Below are 19164 nucleotides of genomic sequence, written 5' to 3' on the forward strand. Positions count from 1 at the left end.
GATTGAAAAGAAATAAACTTTCCTTCCAACTCTAAAACGATAACGGTGTAAACCGGTTAACCCTACTTGTTTTTCAGGCAACAGTTCAAAGGTGCACTTCGATCTAATAGGAACCTAGGATTTCTCTCAGCTAGGTAAAAATCCTTCTCTGTAAGTATATTAGATCTACTTTCCCTTTTCACAACATTTAAATTATTATATTTTATAATACACTATTCTTGTTTATTATTCAAGTTCTATTTTAAATAATTTTCTTCTATATAGTCTATGCGTTTAAGTATATTTTGTTTACCTAATACATAAATAACATCTGCTAATTCTGGTCCATGTAAATTTCCTGTAAGAGCAGATCTAACAGGCATAAATAAGTTTTTGCCTTTTATTCCTGTTTTCTTCTGTATTTTCTTCATTAATCTCTTGCTAAATTCTTCATCTAGCTCTTCTACACTATCTAATTCCTCTCTTAAAGCAGCAAATAATGTAGGAACTTGTTCCCCCTTTAATACTTCTAATACTTCTTCATTTTCAAGTTCTACTTCTTTTCCAAAGAAAATATCAACTTTATCCGGAACTTCTTTTATTGTAGATAAGCTTTCTTGTACTGTAGATACCATAGTATTTATCCAATCGTACCTATTTTCAACATCTTCTTCTGTTATATAACCTGACTCTATTAAATAAGGTATAGCTAAATCAGTAATTCTTTCAGTACTTGATTTTCTAATATAGTGACCATTTACCCAATTAAGTTTATTTTTATCAAATATTCCTCCAGTTTTTGATACTCTTTCAAAAGAAAATTGTTCAATTAAATCTTCCATAGATAATATTTCTTCATTACTTTCTGGACTCCATCCTACCAATGCAAGGTAGTTTATTAGTCCTTCTGGAAGATATCCGCTTTCTCTAAAATCTTCTACAGAAACATCACCTTGTCGTTTGCTTAGTTTTTTTCTGTCCTTGTTTAAGACTGTAGGAAGATGGACATATTCAGGTACCTCCCAGCCAAAAGCTTCATATAAAAACACATGCTTAGGGGCTGAAGCTAACCATTCTTCTCCTCTAACTATATGAGTTATATTCATTAAATGATCATCAACTACAACTGCCAAATGATATGTTGGATATCCATCAGACTTTAAAAGCACTTGATCATCTATATCATCTGTATTGATAGTTATATTCCCTCTTACTAGATCATAAAATTTAATATCTTTATTTAGAGGAAGTTTAAGTCTAACTACATATTCTTCTCCATTTGCAATTCTTTTCTTTGCCTCTTCAATAGGAATATTTCTACAAAATCCATCATATTTAGGTATAAGTCCCTTTATTTTTTGCTCTTCCCTTACTTCATCAAGCCTTTCTTTGGAACAAAAACAATAATAAGCATATCCATTTTCAATTAATTCATCTACATATTTCTTATATATATCCAATCTCTCTGATTGAATATAAGGGCCGTACTCTCCCTTTTGAGTGATTTTTCCATCTTCCATAACTACTCCTTCATCAATGTCAATACCAGCCCACTCTAAGGAATTAATCAAATTTTCAATAGCTCCTTCTACATATCTAGTCCTATCTGTGTCTTCTATTCTCAATATGAATTTGCCTTTATTGTTTCTTGCAAATAAATAATTATATAATGCAGTCCTAAGTCCACCAATATGTAAATATCCTGTTGGACTTGGTGCAAACCTTACTCTAACATTTTCCAACTACTGCCACCTCCTAAATAGACTACCAATATATTATATACCACCTATTTATGAGTATCAACAAATAATAGATTATATACTATCCAAATAACTTACTAAAAAATTCTCCTATATAGTCAACTATTCTTTGAAGGAATGACTTTACCTCCTCATTTTGATTTACTATCTTATCTATTTTACCTGATATATCTTTTAATTGGGTTTTTATATCGTCAAGATTTAGATCTAGTTTGGAAATTTTTCTCATCAAATCAACAATTTCATTTATTTGTTCTTCTGTAAGTTGTATTTGTAATTCATCTGCTGCTGATTCTACAGCTTCTTTTATATCTTTTTTACTCTTCTTATTATTTGCAACTACATCAACTTTTACATTTTCAATAAGCTCACTAGCTTCGTCTTTACCTATTTCATTGCCAAGCATTGCAGTTTTTACTATCTCTTCACTTGCTACTTCTTTTTCTTTTTTAGATATATCTTCACCAGTAATATCTTCAAAAGCTTTTATAATACCTGTTAAAGCTGCAGTACCTGATACATTTATAGGACTAGCTACCACTACCTTTGCATCCTTTATTCCTGCCGTAATCAACGCATTTTCATACATGTCCTTAGTTACCCAAGATATATTGTGAGTATCTACAGAAATACCTGACCCTTCATCTAATTTTTCTACATAAGCACAAGACAATGATCTAGTTCCCAATAATTTATCGTCTATATACTTACCTAAATATTCTCTTTCCTCTGCATTAGTAACTTCTACAATGTCCACGTCATTGCTTACGCCAAAATAATTTAACATTGAACTTCTTTGCTCATTGGTTAAATTTTTTCCCAAACTCACAACCACATTTCTTCCCATTTCTGCATCTGCTATTGCTAAGCTTGACATGTTTGATACAAGTAATAACATTATTAAAATAATAGAAATTGTTTTCTTAAGCATAATTATCCCTCCAAGTTTATTAATAATACATTATAATCTATCAGCTTATAAAATAGAATAACTTATTATCAGATTTTTTACAAGAAAAAAATTGCTCTAGTTATAACTAGAGCAATAACCTTTCCATGCTTTTTTCGTTTTTTTCTAACTTTTCTAAAAATTCTTTTTTCTCTTTTAGATGTTCTGAATATTCCTTATTAGTTATCTTCCCTTCCTCTTTTAAAAAATCTAATAATTTTATTGTTTCTATACAGAAAACTTTCAATTCATTTTGTATGAAATTTTCCAATTTTCTCCCCCCAATATCTTTACTTTCTCCTCATACCCTTTTCTTTCTATATATATTATCTATATCCTTCCGTTTTTTCTAACTGGTCCTTTTTTATGTCTAAGTGGTCCCTTTTGGCGTCTAACTGTCCATAAAAAAGGATATACTTTTAGATTAAGTATATCCTTCAAAAAATATTATAACGTCAAATTTTCAATTTTTTCCCTAAATTCTTTAAATCCACTTCTACTCATTAAAGCTACTTTATCACTATTTAGAAACTCAATTTGATATACTCTTTCCCCAATTTCTGTTATTTTTTTTATTTTCTCCTCATTTACAATATAGGATTTGTGCACCCTTAAAAATTTATTTCCGAGTTTTTTCCCTAGTTCTTGTAAACTATCTTGTACACTATAAGTATTTTTGCCATCATGTATAACTGTATCTCTATCCAATCTTTCAGCATAAAGTATATCCTTTACAGATATAAAGAACATTTCTCCTCCACTTTTAACTACAATCCTATTTATCCCTCTATTTTCATTAGAAGAATTTTTAGATACATAATTTGTTAAGGTAACTATTGTTTCAATAAGTCTTTTCACATTTATAGGTTTTAAAATATAGTCATAAGGATGAACGTCAAAAGCAGAAACTGCATATTTAGAATGGCCAGTAATAAACACTATTTTAGTTTCTGGACTTATCTTGTGTATAATCCTTGCTATTTCAAGACCATTAAAATCTTCACCTTCTAGCTCCACATCTAGCATAGCTATTTCCGGTAGATATTCTCTTGCTAAACTTATTGCCTCTTTTCCACTTGATGTATCAAAAATTTGCGGCGAAGAAGAATTTTCTAGTACTATTTTTTTTATAAATCTTCTGGTATAGTCTTCATCTTCTAAAATGAGGATTTTCACCAACTATTATCAGCTCCTACTTTTTTAAAGATTCTGGTATTTCCGGTTCATAGTATATTAATACACTACATGTACTAGCTCCTGTACTAGCAACTAGTCCTAAAAATGATGCAATTGCTGTAAGAAGGCCTTTCATCTACTTCACCTCCTCATATTTGACTTTAGTTTTGTCTAAAATATTGTCTATACTGGTTATAAACCAGTATCCTAAAGGTGTTATAAATATAAAGCTTGTAAGTGCACCTAGTATAATAGGTAAAATATACTTAAAACTATTTAAACTAATTAAAATTTGAACTATTATAATCCAAAGGATTAAAACTATTGTAGTTTTAATCTTTTGTTTTTTTCTGTCTTCTTTATCCTTTATTGGCTTTATTTCCGTATCTCCAGGGACCCATTTTATAATAGTTAAAATCCCTAAAAATAAAGTTACAAAGAACAATAAACTGTAATTAGACATATTGCCCTTCATATTAGATATGCTTCCTAGAATCAAAAACTTAATAACCCCAAAAGTTAAACATCTTAAATAAGTACTAAAATGCACCCCGCCTCCAAAACAACGAAAAACTGCAAAGGTAATCAAAGTTAAGATAGTTGGTTTAAATATTCCAAAACTAGCTGATAATCCAGCTATAAGTCCAAATTTAATAGTTCCATTTAATAATAACTCTAATCCATAAGCCCATATTTCTACATCTTCACTACTCCCATCTAAACTTTTTGATAACAAAATAGATAACCTTTTTGAAAGTTTTTTAATCATTCCTATTACCTTCCCCTTTTGGAAGTATTATTTTAAACAAAGTTTTATCTGTAGAATAAACTTCTATACTACCCTTGTACTTATCTAAAAGATTTTTTATTAAAAATAATCCATATCCTCTTCCTACAGATTCTTTTGTAGTATAACCAGGTTCAAATAGCTTGTCCATTTGATCTTTAGATATTTTAGCTCCATTATTTGATACTTCCATTATGTAAGTTCCTTCAGAACAATCTATATCCAATTTTACCAATCTATGGTGTTTCTCTTTCCTTACAGCTTCAAAAGCATTATCTAAAAGGTTCCCTAATATACTACATAAATCCCAAGAATCAATTTTCAATTCACCTAAACTACAATTAATAGAAAACTTAAAATCTATATTGCTTATCTCTGCCACTTTCCTCTTCCCATTTATTAGAGCAGTTAAAGCCATATTCTCTACATATATTATGTCATCAGTATAACTATATCCCTCACTAAGGCCATCAATATATTCCTTTGCAGATGCTATTTCATCTAAGTAGACCATAGCCTGAATAGTTTGAATATGACGTTTGTGCTCATGGCTTTGAACCCTTAAAGCTTTAAATAAATCTTCAATTTGTTCTAAATGGGTTTTTAAAAGACTCATTTCAACTTTGTCTTTTATATCATCTCCAAGTCCTTTTATAGAAAATAACACCAAAATAGTAAATACACTAATGATTATATTTATTATTGTATATTCAATTCCGCCTAAAACATATGTTTGTTGTGAAAGATAAAATGTCTGATTCATAACTGTTATAAATATGCCTTGAATTAAAACCGTAAATAAAACCAATAGAGATTTATCTTTAAACAAATATTTTGCATCATTTTCATATATCTTTAAATCAAATAGAAAAACCTTTCTTTTCTTTATAAATATATATAGTAAAAACATTAATAATCCACTAGGAATAAATAAAACAATATTAAGCCAAGGACTTGTTATTAATCCTTCTGGAGCACTTTGAAACAAACTTAATAAAACAGGAGTTAGTATGCTTTGCAATAAGCCATCTATTAACAAACTAGTTACAATACATATAAACGAGTAAGCTATATTCATTTTTAATATTATCCTTATAAGAATCAAAGAAAAAAATATAAAAATTACTGTATGAAACCCATATACACTAGCAAATTTTCTCACAATATATACAATTATAGAAATCAATAAAGATACTAATAAAGTTTTTTTGAAATTTACATCTATATTAAATAATTTAAATCCTAAAATTATTAAAAGAAACATTTCAGGTATAGACTGAAATAAAACAACATACCAAGGTATTGAGTACAACATAGACATTCACCTATTTTTTATATTTGCTACACTATTACACTTTCTATACTTTAAGTGAATATCCTTTATTTTTTCCTGATTTTCGTATTACAATTTATATCAATATTCGTCTTTTGCTGAAATATATTATATAAACTATAATAATTTTTTATCACTATACCATATTTAAACTGTATTTAATATATTTCTTCAATATAAATATAAATCCTTCTAAAAAAACTAACTGTCCAGTTTTAGTGTCTAACTGACCCTTTTTCATGTCTAAACAGTCCATTTTCATGTTTAAACTGCCATTAGATTTTATACTAAGTAAATATTATATTAATAATATTTATATCTAAAGAATTAAGCCTATCTTTATATTTAAATATAATAGAAATAGAGTAGTAGGGAGTTAACTCCCTACTACTCTATTAAAATAACAACTGGTATTGTTAGTTTTAAATATATAACTAATATACAATATTTAAATAACATTTTCTATATAAAACGTCTAACTGTCCACTTTCATGTATCAACTATCCATTTTGAAAGTCTAATTTACCATTAAATACTTTCTATTTCCAATTCCTCTTTCTTAAATTCTTCTTTAATTTTTTCTTTTACTTCATCAATATTTATTTCAATCTTTTCATCATTATTTCTTAAAGAATATTCTACTATATTTTCTCCAGCTTTTTTTCCAACAGTTATTTGAATTGGTATACCTATTAAATCCCTATCATTAAATTTCACTCCAGCTCTTTCTTTTCTATCATCTAAAAGCACCTCTATACCCATATCTTTTAATTCATTATATAGTTTCTCTCCTAATTCAATTTGCTCTTCTTTTTTAGTGTTTATTACTGTTATTATAGCATGGTATGGTGCTACTACTAATGGCCAAACTATTCCTTTATCATCATGATATTGTTCTACTATAGCAGACATACTCCTTGATACCCCTATTCCATAAGAACCCATCACAAAATATTTTTCTTTTCCATCTTCATCTAAATAAGTTGCTTCTAAACTTTCACTATATTTTGTTCCCAACTGGAATATATTTCCTACTTCTATCCCTCTTTCCATTTTTAATGGTTTACCACATTTTGGACAGATATCTCCCGCTTCAACTAATAATAAATCTTCAATTACTTCTCCTGTAAAGTCCCTTCCATAGTTTACATTTTTAATATGATGATCAGTTTCATTAGCTCCTACAATAAGGTTTTTCATTTTTGTTATTCTTTCATCAACTAAAAGCTTCACTTCCTTTTTAAGATTTATAGGTCCAGTAAATCCTGGTTCTGCACCTGTTACTTCCCTTATAGTCTCTTCATCTGCAATTTCTAATTCATGCTCCCCTATATTTAGATAGTTACAAAGTTTTATTTCATTTAACTCTCTATTTCCAGGTACTAATGCAATAATTACTTCATCATTAACTTTATATATTACAGCCTTAGCAAATCTATCTTCTTCTATATTAAAGAAATCAGCTAAATCTTCTATAGTTCTCACATCTGGAGTATGAACTTTTTCACATTCAAGTTCTTCTAAATCTATATTATCCATGTTATAAATTACTTTTGCTTTCTCATCAGTTGCTGCATAATCACAATCATCACAATATGCTACCAAGCTTTCACCTATATTAGATACAGCCATAAATTCATGAGATTTTCTACCTCCCATATTTCCTGAATCTCCTTCAACTACTCTAAATTTAATTTTAAGTCTTTCAAATACATTTTCATAAGCATCCCACATGATTCTATAGGATTCTTTTAGACCTTCTAAATCTTTGTCATAACTATAAGCATCTTTCATAATAAACTCTCTACTTCTAATAAGTCCAAATCTTGGTCTTTTCTCATCTCTATACTTAGTTTGAATTTGGTAAAGATTTAATGGAAGTTGTTTATAAGACCTAACTTCATCTTTTATAAGGTTTGTAAAATATTCTTCATGAGTTGGTCCTAAACAAAATTCTCTTTCATTTCTATCATGTAATTTAAACATTTCTGGTCCAAAGTTATCCCATCTATTACTTGCTTGCCAAATTTCTTTTGGTTGTATAGCAGACATTAGAAGTTCTTGAGAGCCTGCTTTATCCATCTCTTCTCTAACTATTTGCTCTATTTTCCTTATAACCCTATGACCTAAAGGTAAATAAGAATATACTCCTGATACTAATTTTCTCATCATGCCAGCCCTAACCAATAATTGATGACTTGGAATCTCTGCCTCTGCTGGAACTTCCCTTAAAGTAGGTAAATATAATTTTGACATTTTCATATTTTTTTCCTCCTTAATTTTTCATATAACAATAGTCTAATCAATCTAAAATGTAAAAAACCTTCATCTCAGGATAGAGACGAAGGTTTGTTTCGCGATACCACTCTAATAGACTTATAAAAATCATAAGTCCACTCGAAAGTTATAACGGTGCCACCGTATAGACCTAATTTATTTCAGTCTAGAAGCTCAGGAACGGGTTCAACATTAAGTGGGCCAAAAGTCTTTCACCACAAGGACTTCCTCTCTAAGACCATTAATATTTACTATTTTCCCTCAACGCATATATATATTTACTAAAATGATACTAGAAAAAAACTACTATGTCAACTTTTAATTTCTAAATATAACTGTTTCTTTCTCAAACATTTTCACAGTTACAATCAAGAATAAAGCTATGTATACTAAATTCCATCCAGTAGTTATTAATATATGTTTGAAATCATATACAGATACTATAACTTCTTTAATAATTCCTATAGTGTTTATTATAGGAATATGAAAATAATATTCTGGTACAGCCCTTCCATCTACAAACATAGTCAAATAAGCAGGTACCATAAGCAGAATACTTACAGGACTTAAATAAGTCTGAGCTTCTTTAAAGTTTCTAGCATAGAAGCTAATAGCAAGTTCAATACTTGAAAAAGCCAAAGCCATTTCCAAACAAACTAAAGTTATTATAACAATAGATTTTATAGAAAGTGTAGCACTTTCTCCTAGGAATTCTGGATTTATTTTTGTTGCAATTAAAAAACCTATTAAAGAAGCTATAGTCGCAATTATGCCTGCTAATACTACCGTAAAATATTTTCCCATAAGTATAGACATTCTATTAGCTTTCGTAGTCAAAAGAGGCTCCAATGTTTGTCTTTCTTTCTCTCCCGCTCCTAAGTCTGTAGCTGCTGGTATACCTCCTACAGCGGACCATACAGTAAGCATAAAAGGAAGTAACATAGAAAAAAGTAACAATCCTGTTCCTCCTTCCTTAGATACAGAAGAAGATTTAATATCTACAGGTTCTAATATTTGCGGATTAATTCCTTCATTTTCTAACCTTCTAACTACAATATGATTGGTATAGCTTAAAATAATCTGTTCTATTCTAGACTTAGCCATCTCAGATTTTTGACTAGTATCATCGTAAATTAAACTAATTTCAGGTTTTTCGCCATTTTTTATCTTTTCGTCAAAATCTTCTCCAATTTTTACTACAACCTTTACATCTAATTTATCTAAGGATTTTCTATAATCTTTGGTTTTTATGATATTTACATTATTATTGCTTTTGAGAAACATTTCCAACTCATTATTTTCTTCACTTAAGAGAGCAATTTGTACAGGTTCTTTACTTTCTTTCACCATATCTGAACTGCCAAGTCCAATTACAAAAGCTATTAGCGGAAAGATTATTATTGGAATTATTATACTTGAAAAAATAGTCTTTTTATCTCTAAATGTATCCATCATTTCTTTTTTAAAAACTATCTTTGTAAATTTATTCATTTTTCTCACCTACTAAGGATATAAAAATTTCTTCTAAATTCTCCTCTTTAAACTTTTCTTTTAAGCCTTCTAATGTTGAGACCTCTATCATTTTACCTTTATGAATTATTCCTACTTCGTCACATAACTTTTCTACTTCATTCATAGAATGGCTTGAAAATATAATAGTCTTTCCTTCACTTTTTAATTCTTTTATAAATTTATGGACTATTCTAACTGCTGTTACATCAAGACCTGAAGTTGGTTCATCAAAAAACATTATTGATGGATTATGAACTATACTTCTAGCTAATGCCACTTTTTGTTTCATACCTTTTGAAAATTTGCCCACCCTTCTTTCTACATAGTCCTTCATTTCAAGACTATGGGATAATTTTTCAATTTGAATATTTATATCTTCTTTTGTCATTCCATTTAGAAGACCAAAATATTCAATATTTTCTCTGGCTGAAAGTCTATCATAAAGTCCTGTCTCTCCTCCGAATAAAATACCAATTTCTCCTCTCACATCTGCCGGTTCTTGAATTAAATCATATCCTCCTATATTTGCTGTACCTGTGGTAGGTTTAAGCATTGTAGCAAGCATTCTCAGTGTAGTAGTTTTCCCTGCACCATTTTCCCCTAAAAGTCCAAAAACTTTACCTTCTTCAACTTTAAAAGATATATTATCTACTGCCACTACATCTTTAAAATGTTTAGATAAACTATTAACTTCTATCATTTCTTACCCCCTTTATTAAACTTTTATAACTCTCTTAATAACGTGCATACACTATGAGCTGACATACCTTTTTTATTGCCTTCAAAACCTAATTCTTCTGTAGTTGTAGCTTTTATATTTATATTGTCTATTGAGACATTAAGTACCCTAGCTATATTTTCTTTCATAGTATCTATATATGGCGCCATTTTAGGACTTTGAGCGACTATTATACTATCTATATTTCCTATTTTATAACCATTAGCACTCATAATATTACAAACTTCTTCAAGAAGAACCATACTAGATATATCTTTATATTTTTCATCAGTATCTGGGAAATGCTTACCAATATCCCCTAGCCCTAATGCTCCTAATATACTGTCCATAATAGCATGTATCAAAACATCTGCATCTGAATGGCCTAATAATCCCTTATCATGAGGAATTTCTACTCCTCCTATTATTAGTTTTCTCTTTTCTACCAACTTATGAACATCATAACCAATTCCTACTTTCATAGCAACCCTTCCTATCTACTTTGAAATATAAATTCTTTTCTATTAAAAATAACTTCTTTATCTTTAAGTAAAGATTCTGCAACTATTAAATCTTCAGGTGTTGTTATCTTTATATTCTCATAACTACCTAAAATCATCTTTACATCAATTCCTAGTCTTTCAACAAGCATGCTATCATCTGTACCTATAAATCCATCATATATTGCAGATCTATAAGCTTTCATTATAATATCATATCTAAAAGATTGAGGTGTTTGAGCTGCCCATATTTGATTTCTATCAGGGGTATTTAAAACACTTTTATCTTTTTGTATGATTTTTATAGTATCTTTTACAGGCACTCCAACTACACAAGCGCCATAATTAGCTGTTCCTTCAACACTTTCTTCAATATTTTTAAGTTTTATAAAAGGTCTAGCTCCATCATGAATTAAAACTATATTACAATTTTCATTTAAAGCTAATAACCCATTATATACAGAATCCTGTCTTTCTCTTCCACCTTTAACTACTTTACTTACTTTTTTAAAATTAAACCTTCTAATGATCTTTCTTTTACAATAATCTACTTCATCTTCTTTTGCTACCACTATAATTTCATCTACATATCTACATTTTTCAAATTTTTCTAAAGTATGAGTAAGGATAGGCTTATTATCAATAGATATAAATTGTTTATTTACACTGCTTCTCATCCTATTGCTCATACCTGCAGCAGCTATTATAACTGAAACATAGTTATTTTTATACATTTTTTTCACCTCTAAGTCATTATAGCATATTAGAAAATAACAGGAAATACCTTTATTATAAAGTTAAATCAATACATAAAGATAATATATGTAATATATTAAAATTTAAAGTATTTTAAACATAAAAAAGGGTCTATTTCTAGACCCTATACTGCTCTATCTACTGCTGACTTTGGCTTTGCAAATATCATCCTTCCAGCAGAAGTTTGTAATACACTTGTTACTAAAACTATTATAGTTTCTCCGATATGTTTTTTTCCACCCTCTACAACTATCATAGTTCCATCATCAAGATATGCAAGACCTTGACCTGACTCTTTTCCATCTTTTATCACTTGAACTCTCATTTCTTCTCCTGGAAGAACTACAGGCTTTATTGCATTTGCTAATTCATTTATATTTAATACATCTATTTTTTGAACTTCTGCAACTTTATTTAAATTATAATCATTAGTAATAATTTTTCCTTTTGTATCCTGAGTAAGTTTTAAAAGTTTTGAATCCACTTCTTTAATATCATCATATTTTTTATCAGTAATAATTACTTCTACATCCAACTCTTTCTGTATTTTATTTAATATATCTAATCCTCTTCTACCTCTATTTCTCTTTAAGGAATCAGAAGAATCTGCAATGTGTTGAAGTTCTTCAAGGACAAATTCAGGTATGATTAGTGGTCCTTCAATAAAACCAGTTTTGCAAATATCTGCTACTCTACCGTCTATAATGACACTGGTATCTAATATCTTAGGGCAAGCCTTGCAAGCAGCTTTTAGTTTTTCTTTTTCTGTGTTTCTCTTGAAAAGACTAAAAGTGTTAGTAAAATCCTCTATCTTTCTTGTTGGAATTTTAATTCCTAAATAACCAAATATCAAGTATAGTAAAATAGATACTATAACTCCTAAATAAGGTACATTTAAGTTATAAAAAGGCTGGCTCAACAGATAAGCAATAATTAACCCCACTATTAATCCAATAGACCCTAAAGCAATGTCAGAAGCAGGCATATCTTGTAACTCCACTTCTACAAAGCGAATAAATTTCCTTCCTCCTTTAATGAATGAGGGAGAAAGAAAGAAAAATATAATTCCAGAAATTAAAATCATTGATATAAATATAACTAATCCTAATATTCCCATATTAGTTAAATTTAAAATACCAATACTTTTTAAACCAGCCATAACGCCATATCCTATTAAGGTTCCTATCAATGCTATTACATATCTGGCAATTTTATCTGCCATGAATTCACCTCCCTACTATCATTATATTTTCCATAATTTCAATTTATATAACATATTTTTTGATTTTTTATTTATTTTTTATGCAGAAGGACAATCTATAGCCTCATCAATAAGTTTTTCAGTTTCTTCTTGTTCGATTTCTTTTGCTAATACTATTTCACTTACAAGCATTTGTTTAGCACTGTTTAACATCTTTCTCTCTCCAGTTGATAAACCTTTTTCTCTATCCCTAATCATAAGGTTTCTAACAACTGAAGCAATTTCAAAAATATTCCCACTTTTAATCTTATCCATGTTTATCCTATATCTTCTATTCCAATTTTGAGGCATTTTTGTTTGATTACCACTTAAAACTGCAAATACTCTATCAATATCATCATTTTCTACGATTTCTCTTATTCCTATATCTTCTACATTGTCTACTGGAACCATAACTTTCATATCACCAATAGGCATCTTCATAATATAATATTTCCTCTTTTTGCCCAATACTTCCTTTTCTTCTATGGCAACAATAATGCCTGCACCATGCATAGGGTAAACAATTTTATCTCCTATATCAAACATAGTGACAACCTCCTAATTTAAACATAGTATATTACTAGTATACAATAAAACTCAATGGTTGTCAAATAAGATATTGTACCATATTATTTATATTTTTGTCAACTGCTTATTTTTTATATAATTTATTGATATTTTAAATTAACAAAAAACAAGAATTATTTGACAACAACTTGTCCTCATAAGTATAATTGAAATATAAAACAAATTATTTGACTGGGGTGGAGATTATATGAGCAGAAATAGTGAAAGTATAGATGAAAATATGATATGCAGCGAATTTCAAGAAAAGGTTTCCGAAGTACTTATAAGACACAAAAGTATTTTAGATATAGTTACTAAATTAGATGAATACAACGCAAGAATTAATAGAGCAGTTATGAAATCTGTTACCTCTTGTGGGTGCATTTCAATTGAAGCTTCAAAACAAAAATATAATAAAGAAACCTTAGAAGAATTAAGGGAATCATTAGAAAATCATGTAAATGGGGAACTTTGTGAGGTTTGCAGTGAAAAAATTGAAGCAGAAATGGGAGCATATGCCTTTTATTTAGCTTCATTATGTAATACTTTGGGCATAAGTTTAACAGATGTTATAATTAAAGAGCTTAATAATTTAAAAACATTGGGAGTATATAGTTTGAAATAACTAAAAGCTAAATTGGTAAATACCAATTTAGCTTTTTTATTATTATTCTATATTAAATGTCTATCTAAAAAAGACTGTTCTTGAAATCTTCTAAGTCCTTCTTTTATAGTTCTAGCTCTTACTTCTCCAATTCCTTCTACAAGATCTAGTTCAGAAATAGAAGCCTTAAGTATCTTTTGAAAAGAACCGAACATGTTTATGACATTTTCTAAAACACTTGAAGGAAGTCTAGGTATTTTATTTAATATCCTATATCCTTTTGGATAAATATTAGTATCTAGAGAACCTGCTCCAGTATCATAACCTAATATTTTGCTAATATTATATAGATCTAATAACTCTTCTGAGGAAAGAATTCTTATAGAATTTCTTATGTCTTCATAATTCTTATCTTCTATATCTATATTTGAATAATCTTTTATAATATTTACACCATCATCTTCTACTCCACTCATAAGTTCCTCAAGTTGCATGCTTATAAGTCTTCCCTCATTTCCTAATTCTAATATATATTTTTCTATTTCATCAGATATTCTCATAACCATTTCTATTCTCTGTAAAACCTTTGCTACATCATATACAGTTACTAAATCCTCAAACTCTAAAGCAGTTAAATTTCCCATAGCTTGATTTAATACACTTTTATATTTTTCTAATGTTTGTATTGCCTGATTAGCTTTATCCAATATTTCACTAGAATTTCTTAAAACATATTTACTATTCCCTTTATATAATGTAATTATATTTCTTCTTTGGGATATAGCAATGACCAATACCCCTGTCTGTTTAGCAACCCTTTCTGCTGTCCTATGACGAATTCCTGTTTCTTTAGAGCTTATAGATTGGTCTGGTATAAGCTGAGCATTAGCATATAGTATCCTTTTGCAATCACTACTGATTATTATAGCTCCATCCATTTTAGCTAATTCATAAAGATATGCTGGAGAAAATTCACTATTTATATTAAAGCCTCCATCTACTATTTTAAGTACTTCATCACCATTTCCTAGTACTATCAAAGCTCCGGTTCTTGCTCTTACTACACTTTCAAGACCTATACGTAAACTAGTACCTGGAGCAACTATTCTTAGGGATTCATATATATCTTTTTTCATATGCCTTCCTCCATATTCTAACCTTCTAAAACAATATCCAATGTTTCTAACACATTATTGACTCCTATTATATTTATTCCATCTATTTTATTTAAATCCTTCATATTTGCTTTAGGAATTATAGCTATATTAAACCCTAACTTCTCTGCTTCCCTAATCCTTTTTTCAATAAAACTTACCCTTCTAACTTCACCAGTAAGACCTACTTCTCCCATAACTGTTAATTTGGAGTTTATAGGTAAATCCCTATAACTTGAAGCTATAGATGATATAATTCCTAAATCTATAGCAGGTTCTTTTGTTTTTAGACCTCCTACAATGTTAGCATATACGTCATAATTTTCCATATTATATCCTATCTTTTTTTCAAGAACTGCTATCATTAAAGTAACTCTGTTATAGTCTATACCCATAGCCGCTCTTCTAGGCATACCAAACATAGTAGGACTTACCAATGATTGCAGTTCTACAAGCATGGGTCTAGTTCCTTCTAAACTTGGAACGACTATTGTACCAGATGTATTCTTTGGTCTTTCTGAAATAAGAACTTCTGACGGATTTTCAACTTCCACCAGGCCTACATCTCTCATTTCAAACATACCTATTTCATTTGTAGACCCAAATCTATTTTTTATAGCTCTCAAAATCCTATAACTATGATAGGCTTCCCCTTCAAAATATAGGACTGTATCAACCATATGTTCAAGTACCCTTGGTCCTGCAATGGAGCCATCTTTTGTAACATGACCTACAATAAAGGTTGCAATATTTTTCCTTTTAGCTATATTCATCAAAATATGAGTACCTTCCCTTACTTGACTAACACTACCTGGAGCTGAAGTGATATCAGGATTGTATACTGTCTGAATAGAATCTATTATTAAAATATCTGGGGAAATTTTTTCTATGGTACCTTTTATTATGTCCAAATTAGTTTCAGATAAAATATATAATTTATTAGATTTAAGATCTAACCTTTCTGCTCTTATCTTAATTTGCTTTACTGATTCTTCTCCAGAAATATATAATACCTTTAACTTCCTAAGTGAAAGGTTATTTGCTATCTGTATAAGCAATGTAGATTTACCTATTCCAGGATCCCCTCCTACAAGAATTAATGAACCTTTAACTACTCCACCTCCCAACACCCTATCCATTTCTTCTATACTAGTTTTTATTCTATCTTCTTGATCTATTTTAACATCTATAAGATTTTCAACACTTATATCCCTTAAATCCTTCTTTATTCCCTTTCTTTTTTCATATATTTCCTCTGCAAAGCTATTCCATTCATTGCAAGAAGGACATTTTCCAAGCCATTTATAAGTTTCATATCCACAGTTTTGACAAATAAATTTTGTTTTAGTCTTAGCCACAGTATCACCTCTAAATTATATCCTACTATATTTTTTTCATAAATAAAAGAGTCTGTATTATAATACAGACTCTTTTGTAAATACTAGTTTTTCATCAGCATAATCAATATATATATCATCTTCTTTAGATACATTTCCTTTCAAAATTTCCTCCGCTAATTGATCTTCTATCATCTTTGTTATAGTTCTTTCTAAAGGTCTCGCTCCATATACAGGATCGAAGCCTTTTTTGCTAATATGTTTCTTAGTATTTTCACTAATTTTAATATTAATATTCATTTTTCCAAGTCTATTCTCTAAATCCTCTACCATTACGTCTACAATTTCTCTTATATTTTCCTCGCTTAATGGATGGAACATTATTATTTCATCTATCCTATTTAAAAATTCTGGTCTAAAAGTTCTTCTAAGCTCATCTTTTATATTCTCTTTTATTCTTTCATATTCTGCTTTTTCCTCTTCCATAGGTGCAGAAAATCCTAATACATTCTGCTTTTTAATTGTAGTAGCACCTACATTTGAAGTCATAATTATAACTGTATTTTTAAAATCTACAGTTCTACCTTTTGAATCTGTAAGTCTACCATCATCTAATATTTGTAACAAAGCATTAAATACATCTGGATGAGCTTTTTCTATCTCATCAAACAATATCACTGAATAAGGTTTTCTTCTAACAGCTTCTGTAAGCTGTCCTCCTTCATCATATCCTACATATCCCGGAGGAGAACCTATCAGTCTTGAAACAGAATGTTTCTCCATATACTCAGACATATCTATTCTAATCATAGAATCTTCATCACCAAATAATGCTTCTGATAATGCTTTTGCAAGATAAGTTTTTCCTACTCCAGTAGGTCCAACAAATATAAATGTTCCTACAGGCTTATCTGGATCCTTAAGTCCTACTCTTGCTCTTCTTACAGCACTAGATACTGCTTTTACTGCTTCATCTTGCCCTATAACTTTCTTATGAAGTATATCTTCTAATTTTAATAGTCTCTGACTTTCTTCAACAGTCATTTTACTTACAGGCACTCCTGTCCAATTGGATACAACTTTGGCTATTTCCTCATATTTTACTTCCATATCAACTGTTTTCTTTTCTTGTTCCCATTCTACTTTCCTATCATTCAATTGTTTTTTAAGTTGCTTTTCTTTATCCCTTATTTCAGCTGCCTTCTCATAGTTTTGAGTGTTTATTGCTTCTTCCTTCTCTTGACTTAATTCTTCCAATCTTTCTTCTATAGTTTTTAAACCATCAGGTGCAGTAATAGATTGCAATCTAACCATAGATGCTGCCTCATCAATTAAATCTATAGCCTTATCAGGTAAAAATCTGTCTGTAATATATCTACTTGATAGCTCTGCTGCCGCTTTAATAGCTTCATCTGTTATTTTTACTCTATGATGAGCTTCATATCTATCTCTGAGACCTTTTAATATTTTGATAGTATCTTCTATAGTAGGCTCATCAACTGTAATAGGTTGGAATCTTCTTTCTAAAGCTGAATCCTTTTCAATATATTTCCTATATTCATCTATAGTAGTTGCTCCTATAACTTGAATCTCTCCCCTCGCAAGGACTGGCTTTAATATATTTGAAGCATCTATTGCTCCTTCTGCTGCTCCAGCACCTACTATAGTATGAAGTTCATCAATAAATAAAATTATATTTCCTGCTTCTTTTAATTCTTGCATTACAGCTTTCAATCTTTCTTCAAACTCACCTCTATATTTAGCACCAGCCAACATACCAGATAAATCTAACGTAACAACCCTTTTATCCTTAATTATTTCAGGGATTTGCCCTTCCACAATCTTTTGAGCTAAACCTTCTGCCACAGCTGTCTTACCTACGCCTGGCTCCCCGATTAAAACTGGGTTGTTTTTAGTTCTTCTACTTAGCACTTGTACTACTCTCTCTATTTCTTTGCCTCTTCCAATAACAGGGTCTATTTCTCCTTCTTTAGCTAACTCTGTTAAATCCCTACTGTATTTATCTAAATTTGGTGTGTTTGTCCCTTCACCTGCTTTTCCTGTCTTAGAATTACTTTCAGTAAGCATTTCTACTATATCTTTCTTAAGCTTTTCTATATCTACTCCTAGGCTTTTTAGGACTGCTACCGCAACCCCTTCTCCTTCTCCTACTAGTCCTAAAAGTATATGTTCAGTCCCAATATAGTTGTGTCCTAAATTTCTAGCCTCTAAAAAACTCAATTCAAATATTCTTTTAGTTCTTGGCGTAAAACCTAGTATATCTGTTTCATATTTTCCATACCCAACTGCATTTGCCACTTTATTCCTTGCCGTTTCTAACTCCACACCTTGATTATTTAATGCCCTATAAGCTATTCCTTCTCCTTCACTAATAAGGCCTAATAGTATATGCTCTGTACCTACATAATTATGTTTTAATTTTTGAGCCTCTTCTTGGGCTAGTAGTATGGCCTTTTGAGCTCTTTCCGTAAATCTACCAAACATAGCCATA

Annotated in this window: 19 protein-coding genes and 2 other annotated features (1 of these 21 only partly in view); of the genes, 1 reads left to right on the top strand and 18 read right to left on the bottom strand. The window is 29.7% G+C overall.

Going from position 1 to position 19164, the window contains the following annotated elements:
- Window positions 1-191: a binding site (T-box leader), on the bottom strand; it reaches 32 nt to the left of the window's first position.
- A gap of 45 nt (window positions 192-236) precedes the next feature.
- The 15 genes from gltX to FYJ27_RS01505 form a co-directional block, all read right to left on the bottom strand.
- Window positions 237-1721, bottom strand: coding sequence for a glutamate--tRNA ligase (gene gltX / locus FYJ27_RS01440; protein ID WP_154481979.1), 1485 nt, complete (start codon window positions 1719-1721; stop codon window positions 237-239).
- A 79-nt stretch (window positions 1722-1800) separates the two neighbouring features.
- Window positions 1801-2670 (bottom strand): DUF1002 domain-containing protein, encoded by an 870-nt coding sequence (locus tag FYJ27_RS01445; RefSeq protein WP_154481982.1) that lies wholly within the window; start codon window positions 2668-2670, stop codon window positions 1801-1803.
- A gap of 106 nt (window positions 2671-2776) precedes the next feature.
- Window positions 2777-2959, bottom strand: a complete 183-nt coding sequence (locus tag FYJ27_RS01450; protein ID WP_154481985.1) for a hypothetical protein — start codon at window positions 2957-2959, stop codon at window positions 2777-2779.
- 176 nt (window positions 2960-3135) lie between these two features.
- Entirely contained in the window at window positions 3136-3864 is a 729-nt protein-coding gene (locus FYJ27_RS01455; protein WP_195839053.1) for a LytR/AlgR family response regulator transcription factor, read from the bottom strand.
- Window positions 3865-3880: 16 nt separating this feature from the next.
- A complete protein-coding gene (locus tag FYJ27_RS01460; protein WP_154481991.1) occupies window positions 3881-4000 on the bottom strand; it encodes a cyclic lactone autoinducer peptide in 120 nt (39 codons plus the stop codon).
- A complete protein-coding gene (locus tag FYJ27_RS01465; protein ID WP_154481994.1) occupies window positions 4001-4633 on the bottom strand; it encodes an accessory gene regulator ArgB-like protein in 633 nt (210 codons plus the stop codon).
- The gene (locus FYJ27_RS01470) at window positions 4626-5966 is read right to left on the bottom strand and encodes a sensor histidine kinase (RefSeq protein WP_195839054.1); all 1341 of its coding nucleotides are present in this window, start codon (window positions 5964-5966) and stop codon (window positions 4626-4628) included. Before FYJ27_RS01470 ends, FYJ27_RS01465 begins: the two co-directional genes overlap by 8 nt.
- A gap of 154 nt (window positions 5967-6120) precedes the next feature.
- Window positions 6121-6246 (bottom strand): hypothetical protein, encoded by a 126-nt coding sequence (locus FYJ27_RS12855; protein ID WP_268234857.1) that lies wholly within the window; start codon window positions 6244-6246, stop codon window positions 6121-6123.
- Between the two features lie 266 nt (window positions 6247-6512).
- A complete protein-coding gene (locus tag FYJ27_RS01475) occupies window positions 6513-8246 on the bottom strand; it encodes a proline--tRNA ligase (RefSeq protein WP_154482000.1) in 1734 nt (577 codons plus the stop codon).
- Window positions 8247-8318: 72 nt separating this feature from the next.
- Window positions 8319-8535, bottom strand: a binding site (T-box leader).
- A gap of 44 nt (window positions 8536-8579) precedes the next feature.
- Window positions 8580-9752 (bottom strand): ABC transporter permease, encoded by a 1173-nt coding sequence (locus FYJ27_RS01480; protein ID WP_154482003.1) that lies wholly within the window; start codon window positions 9750-9752, stop codon window positions 8580-8582.
- Window positions 9745-10473, bottom strand: coding sequence for an ABC transporter ATP-binding protein (locus tag FYJ27_RS01485; RefSeq protein ID WP_154482006.1), 729 nt, complete (start codon window positions 10471-10473; stop codon window positions 9745-9747). The genes FYJ27_RS01480 and FYJ27_RS01485 overlap by 8 nt, the downstream gene beginning before the upstream one ends.
- A gap of 23 nt (window positions 10474-10496) precedes the next feature.
- Complete coding sequence (gene ispF / locus FYJ27_RS01490; protein WP_154482009.1) at window positions 10497-10973, bottom strand: 2-C-methyl-D-erythritol 2,4-cyclodiphosphate synthase; 477 nt, start codon at window positions 10971-10973, stop codon at window positions 10497-10499.
- Between the two features lie 11 nt (window positions 10974-10984).
- Window positions 10985-11725, bottom strand: coding sequence for a 2-C-methyl-D-erythritol 4-phosphate cytidylyltransferase (gene ispD, locus FYJ27_RS01495; RefSeq protein ID WP_154482012.1), 741 nt, complete (start codon window positions 11723-11725; stop codon window positions 10985-10987).
- Window positions 11726-11871: 146 nt separating this feature from the next.
- Window positions 11872-12969 (bottom strand): PIN/TRAM domain-containing protein, encoded by a 1098-nt coding sequence (locus FYJ27_RS01500; protein WP_154482015.1) that lies wholly within the window; start codon window positions 12967-12969, stop codon window positions 11872-11874.
- A gap of 78 nt (window positions 12970-13047) precedes the next feature.
- Window positions 13048-13536: a CarD family transcriptional regulator gene (locus FYJ27_RS01505; protein WP_154482018.1), complete on the bottom strand. Its 489-nt coding sequence runs from the start codon at window positions 13534-13536 to the stop codon at window positions 13048-13050.
- 229 nt (window positions 13537-13765) lie between these two features.
- On the opposite strand from FYJ27_RS01505, the gene FYJ27_RS01510 reads away from it, so the two are divergent.
- Complete coding sequence (locus tag FYJ27_RS01510; protein ID WP_154482021.1) at window positions 13766-14182, top strand: nucleoside triphosphate pyrophosphohydrolase family protein; 417 nt, start codon at window positions 13766-13768, stop codon at window positions 14180-14182.
- A 47-nt stretch (window positions 14183-14229) separates the two neighbouring features.
- On the opposite strand, the gene disA is transcribed toward FYJ27_RS01510, so the two are convergent.
- The 3 genes from disA to FYJ27_RS01525 are packed head-to-tail and all read right to left on the bottom strand — an operon-like array spanning window position 14230 to window position 19163.
- Window positions 14230-15297, bottom strand: coding sequence for a DNA integrity scanning diadenylate cyclase DisA (gene disA / locus FYJ27_RS01515; RefSeq protein ID WP_154482024.1), 1068 nt, complete (start codon window positions 15295-15297; stop codon window positions 14230-14232).
- 17 nt (window positions 15298-15314) lie between these two features.
- Window positions 15315-16673, bottom strand: a complete 1359-nt coding sequence (gene radA / locus FYJ27_RS01520; RefSeq protein WP_326831018.1) for a DNA repair protein RadA — start codon at window positions 16671-16673, stop codon at window positions 15315-15317.
- A 57-nt stretch (window positions 16674-16730) separates the two neighbouring features.
- Window positions 16731-19163 carry an ATP-dependent Clp protease ATP-binding subunit gene (locus FYJ27_RS01525; RefSeq protein ID WP_154482027.1) on the bottom strand — a complete coding sequence of 811 codons (2433 nt, stop codon included), beginning with the start codon at window positions 19161-19163 and terminating at the stop codon, window positions 16731-16733.
- Window position 19164: the final 1 nt, after the last annotated feature.

Origin of the sequence: Anaerosalibacter bizertensis, assembly GCF_009696605.1 — a bacterium.
In the GTDB taxonomy this organism is placed as follows: domain Bacteria; phylum Bacillota; class Clostridia; order Tissierellales; family Sporanaerobacteraceae; genus Anaerosalibacter; species Anaerosalibacter bizertensis.